This is a genomic window from Planktotalea frisia, assembly GCF_001890925.1.
GTDB lineage: Bacteria > Pseudomonadota > Alphaproteobacteria > Rhodobacterales > Rhodobacteraceae > Planktotalea > Planktotalea frisia.
Window position 1 is genome coordinate 82,380 of record NZ_MLCB01000143.1, and the last position, 14,561, is coordinate 96,940.

Consider the following 14,561-nt stretch of genomic DNA (forward strand, 5'->3'; position numbering starts at 1 on the left):
GGGGGCCACGATTTTTCTAGAAAAATCGCGCGCTAAACGTCGAAACCCGCTTCACGCATCAAAGCGTTGGAGCGGGTCTCGACCCGCTCTTCTAGTACACGCATAAACTCGCCGCGTTCCAAGCCCGCTTCAATCGGTTCCAGAAATTCCACAACAGCAACGCCGGGCTTGCGATAAATACCTGTCTTGGGCCAGAACACACCCACGTTGGTTGCGACCGGATAACAGGTCTGCTCCATTTGCTCATAGAGCACACCGGTCCCAACCTTATACGGCAACTTCGCACCTGGTGCGACGCGCGTGCCTTGGCTGTAGATAATCAATTGTCCCGCTTCAACGAGACCCGCTTTCACATCAGCAACCATCTTTTCAATCGCCGCCCCGCGCTTGCCACGATCCACGGCGATGCAGTTCAAAAGCTTGGCGTACTGACCAATAACCGGCGTCCACAAAATCTGCTTTTTCATGATAAACTTGCCAGCAGGAATAGCCGTGAAGATCATCATAATATCAAGGAAACTCTGGTGCTTGGCCGCAACGAGCCCCGGCTCTGTCGGAGGGGTGCCGCGTACTTCAACCTTCAAGCCAACCATCCAACTGGCGGTCCAAAACACCCAACGGCTATAGCTTTTGCAGCACGCGCGTGCACCGCGCTTGGAAAACAACGCCCATGGGGCGAACAAAAGCCCGATAATTGGCATCATGAAATAGATTTGCCCAACGAACAAAAGGGAGCGCAGCCACTGCACAGGATTTTTCTTTTCACTCATGTGAGGCTCCGTAACGTGTTATGTGCCGCAAGACGGGTCGCAAGGAAGGCGACGACCGCTGCGAGAATGGGTATCAAAATCAGCAAAAGCCAATGCGCCCCTTGAAGGCCAAGTCCAGTAAGGAACCCGCCTTCTTCAGACGCGCTTGGCAGCAACAGCAAGGCCAGAGCCCCAAACACTGTTCCAGCCGCCGCCCCAGCCAATGCGCGAAGGGTGAAACGGCGCATAAAGGCCTGCGCGATATAGCTGTCGCGCGCACCGACCAGACGCATCACCGCGATGACCTGTGCATTTGCCGCAAGTGCTGCGTTGGCCGCCAAAGTGATCATCGCGCCAGTCGCGAAGGCAATCAAAATAATCGAAACCCAACCAAGCAACCGCAAAGAGCTGGCAGCCGACACAAGCGGGCCGCGCCAACGCGCATGATTGTCGAGCACCGCGCCCGGCACCTCACCTGCGAGACGTAGACGTAGCCCGTCTCCATCAAAGCCCGAGGCCGTTTCGATCACTTCAATCATCTGTGGCAAAGGCAACGCATCAAGCGGAAGCTCTGGCCCGAACCAAGGCGCCAGCAATTCTCGTTGTTCCTCCAAGGTAAGAGCGCGCGCAGACTCGACACCTTCGGTCGTGCGAAGCACATTCAAAGCCGCTTCTGTCTGCGCCGCCATTTGCTCCACGGGGGCCGAAATACGCACAGTTGCACTGCGTGCCAGTTCATCACTCCAACGATCTGCAAGCCGTCCTGCCGCAAGAGACAGCGCCAAAGCAAAGACCACCAAAAACGCCATAGCAGCCGCGCTGAACACTGTCAGGCGCACGGTAAAGCCAGTGGGTGGCACCGCTTTTTCTGCCTGCGCATCGCCAATTGCGAAATCTATAACAGAGCGAAGCGCGCTCATAGGTCTGCCCCAGCAAGCTGCAAGCGGCGTTCGGAAATACGCAACACGCGTGCTTGCACATGGTTTTTTGCAGCGCGGATCAAACCCAGATCATGGGTCGCGATCATGATTGTTTTGCCCATACGATTAAGCTCGATCAACAACGTCAAAAGGCGTTGCGACATCTCCCAATCCACGTTTCCTGTCGGTTCATCTGCCAAAATGACATCCGGCGACATGATCAAAGCGCGCGCAAGGGCTGCTCGTTGTCGCTCTCCGCCCGACAATTCTGGCGGCAACGCATCTGCACGCGATGTCAGGCCAACCCAGCCCATCAATTCTTTCAGGTTTGCATAGTCATCAAGTGCTTCGTGGCCACTGACAGTCAAAGGCAATGCAAGGTTTTCTTGCAAACTCAAGTGGTCAAGAAATTGGCAATCTTGGTGCACAACGCCAACGCGGCGCCGTGCAAGCGCGATATCATCGCGGCTCATCTGGCGCACATCGTCATCAAAGATACGCACCACACCCGATGAAGGCACCAAAGCGCCGTAGCACAGTTTCAGAAACGTCGTTTTGCCAGAGCCGGACGGCCCCGTTAGAAAATGAAACGACCCGGGCGCGAGGCGCAATGAGACCTCATTGAAAAGCTCTCCGCCGCTATAGCTGTGGGCCACTCTTTCGAACTCGATCAACTTTCGACCTTTCTAACGTGCCGCTTTCGCACTCATATCCGAACGTGAAATAATTAACCTGTTGTGCCTGAGCTTGCGATTGGTTTCAATCACCCGTCTTCACCCATGAATTATGAGCGCAGCACTGCTTGTTTGAATGGGATTTACGATATCTTAAGGAAAGCATAAGGTGCGCGCGACAAGAGCCTTTGACAGGCTGGTGAATGCGCCGAAAAGGCAAGGTAATATTATGCGTTTGATTTGCCCAAATTGCGGGGCTCAGTACGAGGTCCCTACGGAAGTCATCCCGACAGAGGGGCGTGACGTGCAGTGTTCTGCTTGCTCGAACACATGGTTTCAAGCGCATCCTGATCATGACACAGCTTTGGCCGACGAAGTTGATCGCCCAAGCGTTGAGCCTGTCGCTCCACCGCCGGAGCCAGAACCGCAGCCAGAAATGCCAGCGCTGGAAAGACGTGCGCTTGATCCCAATGTCTCTGATGTTTTGCGCCAAGAAGCCGAGTTTGAAGCGAACGCGCGTGCTGCTGAGCATGGTGGCGCGTTGGAAAGTCAGCCAGAGCTTGGCCTAGAGGGCCAACGCGAGGATGAGGGAGAGCGACGTGCGCGCGAAGCACGCGAGCGTATGGCGCGCATGCGGGGAGAGCCTGTTCCCGCCGAAGTCGCCGTCGCCGCCGTGACCGCCACCGCTGGTTCGCGCCGTGATTTGCTGCCTGATATCGAAGAAATCAACTCGACGCTGCGCTCATCCGGTGAGCGTCGTCGCCCCGCTGAAGCCACCGACGCAGATTTGCCCGGTACGACGCCTAAAGTGCGACGCAAGGGGCAAGGGTTTCGTCGTGGTTTCTTTGGCATGATGCTATTGGCTGTGCTTGCCATAGGAGCCTATGTTTTTGGCCCGAAAATCAGCGAAATGGTCCCCGCAGCAGAACCTATCGTCGCGCAATATAGCGCTGGCATTGAAAGTGCGCGTTCTTGGCTTGGTAGTTCTGTTGAGCGCGGATTGGGCTGGCTGGATCAGATGGCCTCTGAAAACCTATAAGCTTTCGGGTTAAAACCGATCCAAAAGGCGGCGCAGGTAATCGCGCTCTTGCTCTGGGCGTAGGCTTTCACCGCTGCGTTTGCGGATTTCATCGAGCAATTCACGCGCGCGGCGATAGACGTCTTCGCCTTGCAGCAACCCTTGATCCGTGCCGGCTTGACCATTGGCCCCGGGGCTGCGCCCCAGTGGGTCGCGTTGCTCGCCACCTTCGCGTCCATCAGCAGTGCCTTGCTGGCCTTCGCGACCTTCAGCCTCTGCCATAGCCTCACCTAAGTTTTGCATCCCTTCGCGCAGCGCATCCATGGCTTCCGCCTGACGATCAATCGCTTCTGGCAGATCATCACGCCCAAGCGCATCACCAGCACCGCGCATCGCCTCTTCTGCGCGCCTCAAAGCATCACGCGCGGCGTCGCCCGCCTCAGAGCCCGCACCGGGAAGCGATCCGCGCTGACGCTCTACTTCGCGACGCAACTCGTTTTGACGCTGCGCAAGACCTTCGCCCTGCCCTTCGGCCTGCTGGCCCTCTTGGCCCTGACCCGTTTGACCCTCTCCTTGGCCCTGGCCCTGGCCTTCGCCGCCTTGACCCTCATGAGATTCACCACGGCCTTGACCGCCATTGCGCCCTCCGTTGCCTTGGCTTTCGCCCGCTTGTGCATTTGGATTGTACTGTTCTTGCAAATCACGAAACGCTTGATCAGAGAGGCCTTGCTGATCGCGCAGAGTCTCAGCGAGCCCTTCCATAGCTTGCTGACCTTCGGATTGTTGGCCTTCGCCCTGCTGACCTTCAGCGACTTGCATGTTCTCCATCATCTCTTGGAGCTCTTGCAGCGCTTGCTCGGCCTCGGCCATACGGCCTTGTTCCATCAACTCTTGGATACGGTCCATCATGTCTTGCAAATCGTTCTGCGTCATTTGCATCGCATCATCTTGCGCACCCGGTTGGCGCTGTTGCTGCTCACCATTGCGTGCCGCTTCGCGTTGCAACTGGTTGATGTAATTCTCATTGGCGCGGCGCAACTCGTCCATCAGCTCTGCGATTTCTTCGACACTCGCGCCGTTCTTCATCGCTTCCGAAAGACGTTCTTGCGCGCGCCGCATCCGCTCAAGCGCATCTTCGACATCACCGTCCTCTATAAACAACGCAAGGTCCCATAGCGCTTGCGCCGCTTCATCACGTGACTCAGGCGAAAAGGCATCATATGCAACTTGCGCTTCTATGCGACGCAAAATCACACGTAGTTTGAGATAGGCGGTTTCAGAGCGAAACACATCATCGGGACGGTGAGAAATCGCGCGCAGCATTTGCGCTGTTCGCGCCCCGTTTGCTTTCGACCACATCAGCCATTGACGCTGCTCCACCAAAGCGCGCGCCATCGGGTCAAAGAAGCGCCGTCCAGGCAAAGTCATCTGGTAGGTATAAGGCTCAGAGCTTTGCCCTTTCGCGTCTTGCACCGCCATCGAGAGTTTTACAGGCAGATTTGCAAAAGGATGCTCTGAGAAGTCACCAAACAGCGTTTCGCTGAAATCGCTGCGATCTCCTGCAATCGGCAAGGGCAAATCAAGCGATATGCTCTCTCGTGGTTCCGGTTCTGCCTCAAAGCCGTAGCGTCGCGTGATTGCCGCTAGATCAAGCGTAATTTCAGCGCTTCCAGAGGTCACTTCGTAGTCGTCAGACGCGGCAAACGGCAGGCTCATTATTCCATCGGCACCTCGTTCTGGCGCACCTGTGACTTCGATTCGCGGAGCGCTATCAGGCGTTACAGAGACATCCCAGCTACGGCCATTCGGGCCAGCGATTTCCAAAGTACCGCTGGATTGCGCAAGGAAGTTCTGCTCTGGATCTGCTGCGCTACCAGTATTTTCCAGCCGCTGCGAAACCGTCTCTGCAACAGTCAAAGCGCCAATCTCTCCATAAAGGCGCAAAGAAATGCTACTGCCTTCTGGAACGACAAACTGGCCATCTTGGTCATTCAAATAAAGGCTCGGCTTGCCCGTATACGCTGGCGGTTCAACCCACCCTTCCCAAACAGGGCCGCTCGCCAGATCTGTCGTGCCTTGGGCAATGTCAGTAACTGTGCCGACCCGCCAAAGCGAGCCGAACAACAGCGCGACGCCCAAAAATAAGGCCGCAACATAGCGTAACGCAAAGGGATCCCTCGCCGCCAAACGCACTTTTGGCTGCACAGCCTTAGCATTGGCCGCGCGTTCCGCCATGCGCGCCTGATGCACACGCCAAACCGCGGCGGAGGCTTCGTCTTCCGGCCCAATCACCTGACTGTCGATCAATGCTTGGATGGGGCGGCCCTTCAGACTGCCGTCGAGCCGCGCAAGAGCGTCCATGCGGCTGGGTAGTCGAAATTTGATAAACCCACGCACGAGAAAGAAAAGCGCTGCGATGGTCGATAGAACACCTACGCTCCAAACCACTTCGATCGGGAAGCTTTCATGCCAGCCCAGCATCAAAGCCGCGAGCACCGCAATCACGATACTCCAAAGCGGCCAAAGCGCGCGAGCTGCGCGCTCTGCCGTCATGCCAGCCCAAGTCAACAAAAGCGGCCCACGCAAGCGCGCGATCACTTTGGAATGCTGAGTTGGTTCAGTGCTCATTCAGTGCTCCCCGCTCTGTAACGCGGGGTGCGCTTCAAAGCCATTCTGGGATGGTATCTCGATTTATCATTTCGTCAAAGGTCGGACGCGCACGAATGACAGCAAATTGATCACCTTTGACCAAAACTTCAGGAATAAGCGGGCGCGTGTTGTACTCGGACGCCATCACCGCGCCATATGCACCCGCCGAGCGAAACGCGACCAGATCACCGGCTTTGAGCGGTGGCATTTCGCGCCCTTTGGCAAAAGTATCGCCGCTTTCACAAACGGGGCCAACGATGTCGTAGGGCTGTGGCAGCACACCCGCTTCGGGTTCGATCACCGGAATGATATCGTGGTAGGCATCATACATGGCAGGGCGGATCAAATCGTTCATTGCCCCGTCAATTATAAGAAATTCGCGGTCTTCGCCGGATTTCACATAAATCACTTCACTCACCATCAAGCCCGCGTTGCCAGCAATCAAACGGCCCGGCTCAATCTCGATCTCACAACCAAGATGCCCGACACATTTCTTGATCAGCGCACCGTAATCTGTAGGCATTGGCGGAGCTTCGTTCGAGCGCGTGTAAGGGATGCCCAAGCCGCCACCGAGGTCAAGACGCGAGATTTCGTGCCCATCGGCACGAAGTTGCTCAGTTAATTCAGCAACCTTGTTATAAGCCGCTTCAAACGGTGCCAATTCAGTCAACTGACTGCCAATGTGCACGTCGATTCCAATGATCTTTAGACCGGGCAAAGACGCCGCCAGCGCGTAAACTTCGCGCGCGCGACTGATTGGAATACCGAACTTGTTTTCCGCCTTACCCGTTGCAATCTTCGCATGGGTTTTGGCATCCACGTCGGGGTTCACACGAATAGTTATTGGTGCCTCAACGCTCAGCTCAGTCGCAATCTCGGAAATGACCTGCATCTCCGGCTCGCTCTCTACATTGAACTGACGGATGCCACCTGTCAGCGCCATGCGCACTTCTTCACGCGTTTTGCCGATACCGGAAAAAACAATGCGTTCGCCCGGCACACCCGCTGCCTTCGCGCGCGCGTATTCTCCGCCCGACACAACATCCATGCCAGCCCCTAAAGCAGCCAAAGTCTTCAAAATCGCCTGATTAGACGCCGCTTTCATCGCGTAGCATACAAGGTGATCCATCCCCTCCAGCGCGTCATCGAACAGTTTGAAGTGGCGCTCTAGCGTTGCTGTGGAATAGACATAAAACGGCGTGCCAACGCTGGCGGCAATCTCGCTCAACGGGACATCTTCGGCGTACAAAGCGCCGTCTCTGTAAAGAAAATGATCCATGCGCGGGGAAGTAGCTTCAAACGCGCCTGCGTTCAATCTTTAACCACCACCACCGCTTCATCTTTCCAGATAAACTTCGGGGGAAGGCTCAGCTTGCTGAGACGGGGGCTGGCCCCCTTCCCACTTAAACCACTGGGCGTGAACGCAAAAACAGATAAAGCGGCAAGCCACAGCTTACCCCAATGCAAAACGTCGCAGGGATCGCGATCAACGCGCTCCAATTGCGACGCGTGAACACCTCTGCCAAAATCCAGACCGTCAGCGTGATAGCAGCAATCGTCAAATCCCAAACAAGGCCGGAGCTCGCCATGTTGGTATGCCACGCATCCACCATTTTCATGATATCCCAACCCTCGGCCTGAAACCAATGGATGAAATAATACATCGGGTGGATCGCGCCCCAAACGGCAAGGGCCAAATAGATCATACGCAAAACTGACATTCCGGCTTCCTTTGTTTGCGGCCGCGCTTAGCTTTCTTCTGAGGCAAGCACTTCCGCTTCGGTTTCAGCCGCCTCTGCCGCCGCTTTTTCTTCAAGGCGTTCTTTTAACGGCTTCGTTGGTTTGGTGGGCGCACCATCTGCACCGCACCCTACCAGCAAGACTAGCGCCAATGCTCCCGCGATCAAACGCGTCACGCGAGAACCTCACGCCAGCGCGCCACTTGGCTGCGCACTTGATCCGGTGCCGTGCCTCCGTAAGACGTGCGCGATGCGACCGATGCGTCAACAGTCAAAACACTGAACACATCCTCAGTAATTGCGCCATGAACTGTCTGCATTTGCGCAAGTGTCAAATCTGGCAAGTCGCAGCCTTCCTTTTCCGCCATCGCCACCAGTGACCCTGTTACATGATGCGCATCGCGAAACGGCATGTTCAAAGCACGCACACACCAATCCGCCAAATCCGTCGCTGTCGAAAACCCCGATCCAGCAGCAGCAGCCAAACTTTCACGGTTCGCCGTCATATCGCGCACCATCCCATCCATCGCAGCCATCGCGAGCATCCAGTTGTCCGCTGCATCAAAAACCTGCTCTTTGTCTTCTTGCATGTCCTTGGAATAGGCCAGTGGCAGCCCTTTCATCACAATCATCAGCGCCGTATTGGCCCCAAAAATCCGTCCGATTTTTGCGCGGATTAGCTCAGCCGCGTCAGGGTTCTTCTTTTGGGGCATTATAGACGAGCCCGTCGAAAACCGATCTGACAAAGTCACAAATCTAAACTGCGCAGAGGACCAGATCACCAACTCCTCAGCCAAACGGCTGAGATGCATTGCCGTGATTGACGCGCAATTCAGGAAATCCAAGGCAAAGTCACGATCACTCACTGCGTCCAGTGAATTGGCCGATGGCCGATCAAAGCCAAGCGCTTTCGCCGTGGCGTCCCGATCAATCGGAAACGACGTCCCCGCAAGCGCAGCTGCCCCCAAAGGACACTCATTCATCCGCGCCCTTGCGTCGCGCACACGGGACAAATCACGTCCCAACATCTCAACGTAAGCCATCATATGATGACCCCAAGTCACAGGTTGCGCAGTTTGCAAGTGCGTAAAGCCGGGCATCGCCCAATCTGCACCTGCCTCTGCTTGGATCAACAACCCGTCGATCAAAGACAGCAAAGCCCCTTCAGCCGCATCAAACTGATCACGCACCCAAAGCTTGAAATCTGTCGCCACCTGATCGTTGCGCGAACGCGCTGTGTGCAAACGCCCCGCTGGTTCGCCAACAATTTCCTTCAAACGCGCCTCGACATTCATGTGAATGTCTTCCAAAGCCGCCGAATACTCGAATGTTCCTGCTTCAATTTCTGACAAGACCGTGAGCAGCCCTTCCCGAATGGTCTCTGCGTCGGTATCTGTGATGATACCTTGTGCAGCCAGCATGCTCGCATGAGCGCGAGAACCGTCGATGTCCTGACGTGCCATTCGCTTGTCAAACCCGATTGAGGCGTTAATTGCCTCCATAATTGCATCGGGTCCAGCAGCGAACCGGCCGCCCCACATCGCATTGGAAGAAGATTTGGTCATATGCCTACCCTTGGAGGGAAAATGAAAAAAACTGTTGTTGCGCTGATGTATACCGCTCTTTTGATGGGTGCAAACATTGCACCACAAATTGTTCATGCTGACCTAGCCAACATCACCGCGATGCGAGATGGCGAAATGAAAAAGCTCAACTTTCACTCAGTGGCAAAAGCCGTCTCAGACAAATCCTACATCAAAGCCAATGGCACTACAGGCACACTTGCAGATCACACAGGAAAAGTAGTGCTGCTGAATTTTTGGGCCACTTGGTGTGCACCTTGCCGCAAAGAAATGCCGATGCTTTCAGAGCTTCAAGCAGAACTTGGGGGTGATGACTTCGAGGTGGTCACACTTGCCACAGGACGCAACGCCCCCCCTGCGATGAAGAATTTCTTCAAAGAAATCAATGTAGATAACCTGCCACTTCACCGTGATCCGAAACAGAAAATCGCGCGCGATATGGCTGTTTTGGGCCTTCCCATCACGGTGATCCTTGATAAAGATGGCGCTGAGATCGCACGCTTGCGCGGCGATGCGGATTGGGCTTCAGACAATGCCAAAGCCATTTTGCGCGAGGTCATCGCCGCACAAAAGTAACCGTTTCATCTTTCTTATAAACTTCGGAGCTTGAGGCAGCGCCTCAATATGCCCCTCTTGGGGCTAAACCTGCGCGCCCCTCTAGGGGCGCACAATTTTCTTCAGGCCGCTTGATGCGCCAAAATCGCGGCTTCGGATTGCGACAAAATCCGACGCGCGTATCCGCCATAGCTGTTGGGATCTGCTTCGATCTCACTATTCACCTCTGCCAAACGCGCCCGATCAGCTTCGGGAATTGTCGACAGTGCTGTGGACGCAGGATGGAAACTTTCGGTCTCGACACCATTGGCCAGAACAATCTCATGTTTTGGAAGCATCAGGTGAATATACGTCACTTCTTTGACCTGAGTATCACGCGTTACGGTGGATCCGTTCACCAAATCCTTCGCTGCAACCAGAACCTCGGACGTATTGAACAAATCACGCGCAATCCCGCCTTTGACCAACATCCGGTGGTTCGGGGAAACCAGAAACTCCTGATCAGGCTTTTCTAGTTCAAAAGCACCCGCGCGAATGCGGATTGGGCGCAACTCAGGCATTGCAAACAAACGCGCGCCTGTCATCCGTCTGGACCCAATCCATTGAATATCCTGCGCACCGCTGTCGCGTGTTTGCAATTTATCGCCTTCGCAAAGGTCCTCGACCAATCGAGGCCCTTCAGGCGTGTCAATCATCGTACCCGGCGTGAAACAAATAACACCGCCTGACGACACAGACACCATGTCTTGTCCGCGAATATCGATCGTGTGGTGTACAACCCAAAGATCGATGTTCTTGGGTGGCATCTCATCTAGAAACATCAATAGCGGCGCTTTACTGCCCGCGACGTCAATCACGGTCAACGTGTAGCTTTGCGCACCATCTGTCACCACGAAACTACTGTCGCGGATCGGGTGCTCTACATCCACTCTCTCTAAATTAGTCTCATCTGTCAGCGCAGCGCCAACTAGCTTGCGCACCATTTTTGCTGCGCGTTTGCGAATACTCGCATCGCCGTCTGCCTCATCCAATCGCAACAGCTCCGCAGGTCCGTCAACGCGTACAGCGTCTCCGGTCCAGCTCCAAGCCGTACCAACATCCAAGGACTGTAGTGGAACAGCCCCCATACCGTCTAACTTTGTTTGCGACCATGAAATGACAAACGTGCCTCGAAAGCCCGTTTTCATACTCTAGTCCTGCCTCGTTCGTATTTTTTTTATTACCAAAAGGTTAACAAACGAAGTTTCGGCTGGAAAGAATATTCTGTAATACACCTAGAGATTGTGGCCAGAATGCCTCAGAACTTCAGACCGAGCCTGATAGAACCAACAACCTGCTCGTCTGCTTGGGTGGTAAATTCACGACCCAAATAAGTGACCCCGAAAAAACCATGACTGTTCTTTCGTTGCCAGTGCACCCCTGCACGCGCGCGATCACGGCGGTCTGATAGTGTAAGACCAAGGGACGCGGGCAAGTAAGCGCTTTCGCCGACAAAGGCCGTATCAACGCCAACAACAAACGAGAGCCCCGCCCCCCCTGATGTGATCGTGCGGTAGCGTTGTCCTGTGATACCATCGCGGATCATCAAATCGCTGCGCGTTAGACGACCAATCTCAAGATCCATCCCGGCGCGCAGAAGATTTTCAACACCAACTCGGCCTTCAAAAAATGGGCGCAACTGCGAGCGTGACCCAATGTCAAAGGAACTACCGAATTCGACAACGGCACCGGGATAGGTTTTGTTTGCGATCTGATTTGCACGCGTCGTTGCAGACAAAGGTGCAACGCCAAGCCCATCATGGAGCGCAGTTTGAAACTGGTCCAAACGCGTCTGCGGACCGACAATAACAAGCTCGCCTCCATAGGAGATATCGAACCCAGCATGTTGATAATGTGTATGTAATCCGAGGCTTACCGAACCTGCAAACGGACGATCCCCCGCGAAAGGTGTTACCAGATTGTCAGGGGCTTTGATGTCCGCTTGCAATCGAAATTCCAAAACTTCGCCCGCGCGTTCAGGTACATTGCCATTCCAAGACTTACCAAAAATTCGGCTAGACACGTAAGATCCCGTTTGGCCACGGTCCTTCAAATCGCCGATAAAATCATTCGAAATGAGTCGCCCATACCCAAGTTGCACAACATCTTGTGCAGCAACAAGCGTCGGCAACAAGACTGCGCAAGCAACGCTAAAGCTGCGTAAGATAAGCGCGACACTTTGAAGGTTTTTCATCTCGATCTTGTCCCTCTAGACAACGGTTTTCTTACCCGTTTGCCGTGCATGGAGCGAGTCATCTTGCATGTTAAGATCGAGCGCGCTCAGCCCTGTGTCAATTCCGCCGCGCAGTAACCTACGCGATAGTTCGTGCTAATCACTAGGTGTTAATATTGTCTGAAGTTTGACACGCAGAGCAAATAGAGCCGTCAAACTGGAAGAGCCGTCGTTTTAAAAACGGTTCTCAACGCGAATGAACTTTGCATTTGCGCGACTCCCGGGAGCCGGGCAAGATACTGGCGGTGGATGCGTGCAAAATCTTCTGTACCTTCTGCTACAACCTTAAGCAGGTAGTCAGCCGAACCCGCCATGAGGTGACATTCCAGTACATCCGGGATGCGCGCGACTGATTTTTCGAAGGCATCAAGCACATCATCTGCCTGCCCGCGCAATGTAATCTCAACAAAAACTGTCGAAGGGACACCAATCTTGCGTGCATCGAGCAAGGCGACATAGTCACGAATGTAGCCATCTGCCTCTAAACGCTGAACCCGTCTATGGCACGCGGAGGGCGAAAGATTCACCTCTTCCGACAGGGCCGCGTTAGACATGCGTCCACTCTTTTGCAGAGCACTCAGGATACGCTTATCTGTTGTATCTAAGCTCATTAGGTCAATTTCCTTGCAGCTTTGGCCGTCTAATTCGAAGAATCTTGCGATTATGTACGCTACCATAGGGTAAGTTTCACAGCACTTGCAGCCCCATACTTGTCATCCTCAAGCCAAATCGTAAACGGAGGAGATGCGAGATGAAAATTGGGTGCCCTAAAGAGATCAAGCCACAAGAGTTCCGCGTTGGAATGACCCCGAATGCCGCGCACGAAGCTGTCGCGCATGGTCATAGCGTGCTGATCCAAGCTGGCGCGGGTGTTGGCGCAGGTTTCGCAGATGAAGATTACATCGCCGCTGGCGCAGAAATCGCGGGTAACGCGAGCGATGTTTTCGCGAAAGCGGACATGATCGTAAAGGTCAAAGAACCTCAAGCAGGCGAGCGCAAGATGCTGCGTGAATGCCAACTTTTGTTCACTTACCTGCATCTCGCACCTGATCCAGAGCAAACGAAGGACCTGCTCGCCTCTGGCTGCACAGCGATTGCCTATGAAACTGTGACCGACCGCAACGGCGGTCTGCCTTTGCTCGCCCCTATGTCTGAAGTTGCTGGTCGTCTTGCCCCGCAAGTTGGCGCATGGACATTGCAAAAAGCCAATGGCGGGCGTGGTGTCTTGATGGGCGGCGTGCCCGGCGTTGGCCCTGCACGTGTTGCCGTGATCGGGGGCGGCGTTGTTGGCACCCATGCGGCGCGTATCGCTGCGGGTATGGGCGCGGATGTGACTGTTTTGGATCGCTCGCTTCCTCGCATGCGTTACCTCGATGATGTTTATGGGGGCACATTCAAAACGAGCTATGCAAGCGCGGGAAACACCGCTGAATTGGTTGCAGAGGCGGACATGGTCATCGGTGCCGTACTTATTCCCGGCGCTGCTGCGCCAAAGCTGGTCACACGCGAACAGCTTTCGAGCATGAAACAGGGGGCCGCGATTGTGGATGTGGCGATTGATCAAGGCGGTTGCTTTGAAACCTCCAAAGCCACAACGCACGAAGATCCGATTTATGATGTCGATGGCATCATGCATTACTGCGTCGCCAATATGCCGGGCGCAGTGGCGCGCACCTCAACGATTGCGCTTGGGAATGCCACGATGCCGTTCATGCTCGCGCTAGCGGACAAAGGTTGGAAACAAGCCTGCGCAGATGATCCCCATTTGCTGGAAGGGTTGAATGTTCATGCAGGTAAGCTGACCTACTTCGCGGTTGGCAAAGCTTTGGGCATGGATGTGATCTCCCCCCAACTTGCAATCAAGTAACGAAAAAGGGCGACCCTATTAAGAGGTCGCCCTTTCCAAACTCAAAACCTTGAAAGAATTACTTCTTCAAAGCCGCCAAGATGTCTGCAAGCAGCTCTTCTTGTGTTGGGCCCGCTGGTGCTGGCTCTGGTGCTGGCTCTTCCGCTTTTTTCGTCTTGTTCACAGCTTTTACAAGCATGAACACAACGAACGCGATGATGAGGAAGTTGATGATCGCCATGATGAAACGGCCCCATGCGAAGACTGCGGCGCCTGCTTCTTCTGCTGCTGCGATGGACGCAAATTCGCCTTCACCCAACAATGTATATTGGCCAGCAAAATCAATGCCGCCCATGAAGAGGCTGATGATCGGGTTGATCAAATCGCCAACAAGCGATGTCACGATAGCAGTGAACGCCGCACCGATGATGATACCAACAGCCATGTCCATGACGTTGCCTTTGGCGATGAAGTCTTTAAATTCTTTTAACATGATATACCGCTGCTACCCCAAAACCCGAATTTTTTCATGGGTTATGACGCGGAAATTGTCTGA

General features: G+C 54.5%; 15 protein-coding genes. 3 read left to right on the top strand and 12 right to left on the bottom strand.

What is annotated here, in order from left to right:
• Positions 1–32: 32 nt before the first annotated feature.
• From PFRI_RS11880 to PFRI_RS11890, 3 genes are read right to left on the bottom strand one after another with little or no spacing between them, the layout of a single operon-like run.
• Positions 33–770 carry a lysophospholipid acyltransferase family protein gene (locus PFRI_RS11880; RefSeq protein ID WP_072630927.1) on the bottom strand — a complete coding sequence of 246 codons (738 nt, stop codon included), beginning with the start codon at positions 768–770 and terminating at the stop codon, positions 33–35.
• A complete protein-coding gene (locus PFRI_RS11885) occupies positions 767–1,669 on the bottom strand; it encodes a cell division protein FtsX (protein WP_072630928.1) in 903 nt (300 codons plus the stop codon). Before PFRI_RS11885 ends, PFRI_RS11880 begins: the two co-directional genes overlap by 4 nt.
• Positions 1,666–2,343, bottom strand: a complete 678-nt coding sequence (locus tag PFRI_RS11890; RefSeq protein WP_072630929.1) for a cell division ATP-binding protein FtsE — start codon at positions 2,341–2,343, stop codon at positions 1,666–1,668. Before PFRI_RS11890 ends, PFRI_RS11885 begins: the two co-directional genes overlap by 4 nt.
• 229 nt (positions 2,344–2,572) lie before the next feature.
• Here PFRI_RS11890 and PFRI_RS11895 point away from each other — a divergent pair, with 229 nt between their 5' ends.
• Positions 2,573–3,382 carry a zinc-ribbon domain-containing protein gene (locus tag PFRI_RS11895; protein WP_072630930.1) on the top strand — a complete coding sequence of 270 codons (810 nt, stop codon included), beginning with the start codon at positions 2,573–2,575 and terminating at the stop codon, positions 3,380–3,382.
• A gap of 9 nt (positions 3,383–3,391) precedes the next feature.
• On the opposite strand, the gene PFRI_RS11900 is transcribed toward PFRI_RS11895, so the two are convergent.
• The 5 genes from PFRI_RS11900 to argH form a co-directional block, all read right to left on the bottom strand.
• A complete protein-coding gene (locus tag PFRI_RS11900; RefSeq protein WP_072630931.1) occupies positions 3,392–5,989 on the bottom strand; it encodes a TIGR02302 family protein in 2,598 nt (865 codons plus the stop codon).
• A gap of 34 nt (positions 5,990–6,023) precedes the next feature.
• Positions 6,024–7,289: a diaminopimelate decarboxylase gene (gene lysA, locus PFRI_RS11905; protein WP_072630942.1), complete on the bottom strand. Its 1,266-nt coding sequence runs from the start codon at positions 7,287–7,289 to the stop codon at positions 6,024–6,026.
• Positions 7,290–7,413: 124 nt separating this feature from the next.
• A complete protein-coding gene (locus PFRI_RS11910) occupies positions 7,414–7,731 on the bottom strand; it encodes a DUF2834 domain-containing protein (protein WP_072630932.1) in 318 nt (105 codons plus the stop codon).
• 27 nt (positions 7,732–7,758) lie between these two features.
• Positions 7,759–7,926 carry a hypothetical protein gene (locus PFRI_RS21380; RefSeq protein WP_170124826.1) on the bottom strand — a complete coding sequence of 56 codons (168 nt, stop codon included), beginning with the start codon at positions 7,924–7,926 and terminating at the stop codon, positions 7,759–7,761.
• Positions 7,923–9,314 carry an argininosuccinate lyase gene (argH, locus tag PFRI_RS11915; protein ID WP_072630933.1) on the bottom strand — a complete coding sequence of 464 codons (1,392 nt, stop codon included), beginning with the start codon at positions 9,312–9,314 and terminating at the stop codon, positions 7,923–7,925. Before argH ends, PFRI_RS21380 begins: the two co-directional genes overlap by 4 nt.
• A gap of 21 nt (positions 9,315–9,335) precedes the next feature.
• Between argH and PFRI_RS11920 the strand changes: the two genes are divergently transcribed.
• Positions 9,336–9,908, top strand: coding sequence for a TlpA disulfide reductase family protein (locus tag PFRI_RS11920; RefSeq protein ID WP_072630943.1), 573 nt, complete (start codon positions 9,336–9,338; stop codon positions 9,906–9,908).
• Between the two features lie 101 nt (positions 9,909–10,009).
• Here PFRI_RS11920 and PFRI_RS11925 read toward each other — a convergent pair whose 3' ends face one another.
• The 3 genes from PFRI_RS11925 to PFRI_RS11935 all read right to left on the bottom strand — a co-directional run bounded on the left by PFRI_RS11925 (position 10,010) and on the right by PFRI_RS11935 (position 12,770).
• Positions 10,010–11,074, bottom strand: a complete 1,065-nt coding sequence (locus PFRI_RS11925) for a Hint domain-containing protein (protein ID WP_072630934.1) — start codon at positions 11,072–11,074, stop codon at positions 10,010–10,012.
• A 110-nt stretch (positions 11,075–11,184) separates the two neighbouring features.
• Positions 11,185–12,120: a lipid A-modifier LpxR family protein gene (locus tag PFRI_RS11930; RefSeq protein WP_072630935.1), complete on the bottom strand. Its 936-nt coding sequence runs from the start codon at positions 12,118–12,120 to the stop codon at positions 11,185–11,187.
• Between the two features lie 191 nt (positions 12,121–12,311).
• The gene (locus tag PFRI_RS11935) at positions 12,312–12,770 is read right to left on the bottom strand and encodes an Lrp/AsnC family transcriptional regulator (protein ID WP_072630936.1); all 459 of its coding nucleotides are present in this window, start codon (positions 12,768–12,770) and stop codon (positions 12,312–12,314) included.
• Positions 12,771–12,910: 140 nt separating this feature from the next.
• On the opposite strand from PFRI_RS11935, the gene ald reads away from it, so the two are divergent.
• Positions 12,911–14,026, top strand: a complete 1,116-nt coding sequence (gene ald, locus PFRI_RS11940) for an alanine dehydrogenase (protein ID WP_072630937.1) — start codon at positions 12,911–12,913, stop codon at positions 14,024–14,026.
• A gap of 58 nt (positions 14,027–14,084) precedes the next feature.
• On the opposite strand, the gene mscL is transcribed toward ald, so the two are convergent.
• A complete protein-coding gene (mscL, locus tag PFRI_RS11945) occupies positions 14,085–14,498 on the bottom strand; it encodes a large conductance mechanosensitive channel protein MscL (RefSeq protein WP_072630938.1) in 414 nt (137 codons plus the stop codon).
• Positions 14,499–14,561 lie beyond the last annotated feature (63 nt).

What these genes read in the sequence shown, in the direction of transcription:
- PFRI_RS11880 (WP_072630927.1), bottom strand. Translation starts at nt 770, where the DNA reads ATGAGTGAAAAGAAAAATCCTGTGCAGTGGCTGCGCTCCCTTTTGTTC.
- PFRI_RS11885 (WP_072630928.1), bottom strand. Translation starts at nt 1,669, where the DNA reads ATGAGCGCGCTTCGCTCTGTTATAGATTTCGCAATTGGCGATGCGCAG.
- PFRI_RS11895 (WP_072630930.1), top strand. Translation starts at nt 2,573, where the DNA reads ATGCGTTTGATTTGCCCAAATTGCGGGGCTCAGTACGAGGTCCCTACG.
- PFRI_RS11900 (WP_072630931.1), bottom strand. Translation starts at nt 5,989, where the DNA reads ATGAGCACTGAACCAACTCAGCATTCCAAAGTGATCGCGCGCTTGCGT.
- lysA (WP_072630942.1), bottom strand. Translation starts at nt 7,289, where the DNA reads ATGGATCATTTTCTTTACAGAGACGGCGCTTTGTACGCCGAAGATGTC.
- PFRI_RS11910 (WP_072630932.1), bottom strand. Translation starts at nt 7,731, where the DNA reads ATGTCAGTTTTGCGTATGATCTATTTGGCCCTTGCCGTTTGGGGCGCG.
- argH (WP_072630933.1), bottom strand. Translation starts at nt 9,314, where the DNA reads ATGACCAAATCTTCTTCCAATGCGATGTGGGGCGGCCGGTTCGCTGCT.
- PFRI_RS11920 (WP_072630943.1), top strand. Translation starts at nt 9,336, where the DNA reads ATGAAAAAAACTGTTGTTGCGCTGATGTATACCGCTCTTTTGATGGGT.
- PFRI_RS11925 (WP_072630934.1), bottom strand. Translation starts at nt 11,074, where the DNA reads ATGAAAACGGGCTTTCGAGGCACGTTTGTCATTTCATGGTCGCAAACA.
- PFRI_RS11930 (WP_072630935.1), bottom strand. Translation starts at nt 12,120, where the DNA reads ATGAAAAACCTTCAAAGTGTCGCGCTTATCTTACGCAGCTTTAGCGTT.
- PFRI_RS11935 (WP_072630936.1), bottom strand. Translation starts at nt 12,770, where the DNA reads ATGAGCTTAGATACAACAGATAAGCGTATCCTGAGTGCTCTGCAAAAG.
- ald (WP_072630937.1), top strand. Translation starts at nt 12,911, where the DNA reads ATGAAAATTGGGTGCCCTAAAGAGATCAAGCCACAAGAGTTCCGCGTT.
- mscL (WP_072630938.1), bottom strand. Translation starts at nt 14,498, where the DNA reads ATGTTAAAAGAATTTAAAGACTTCATCGCCAAAGGCAACGTCATGGAC.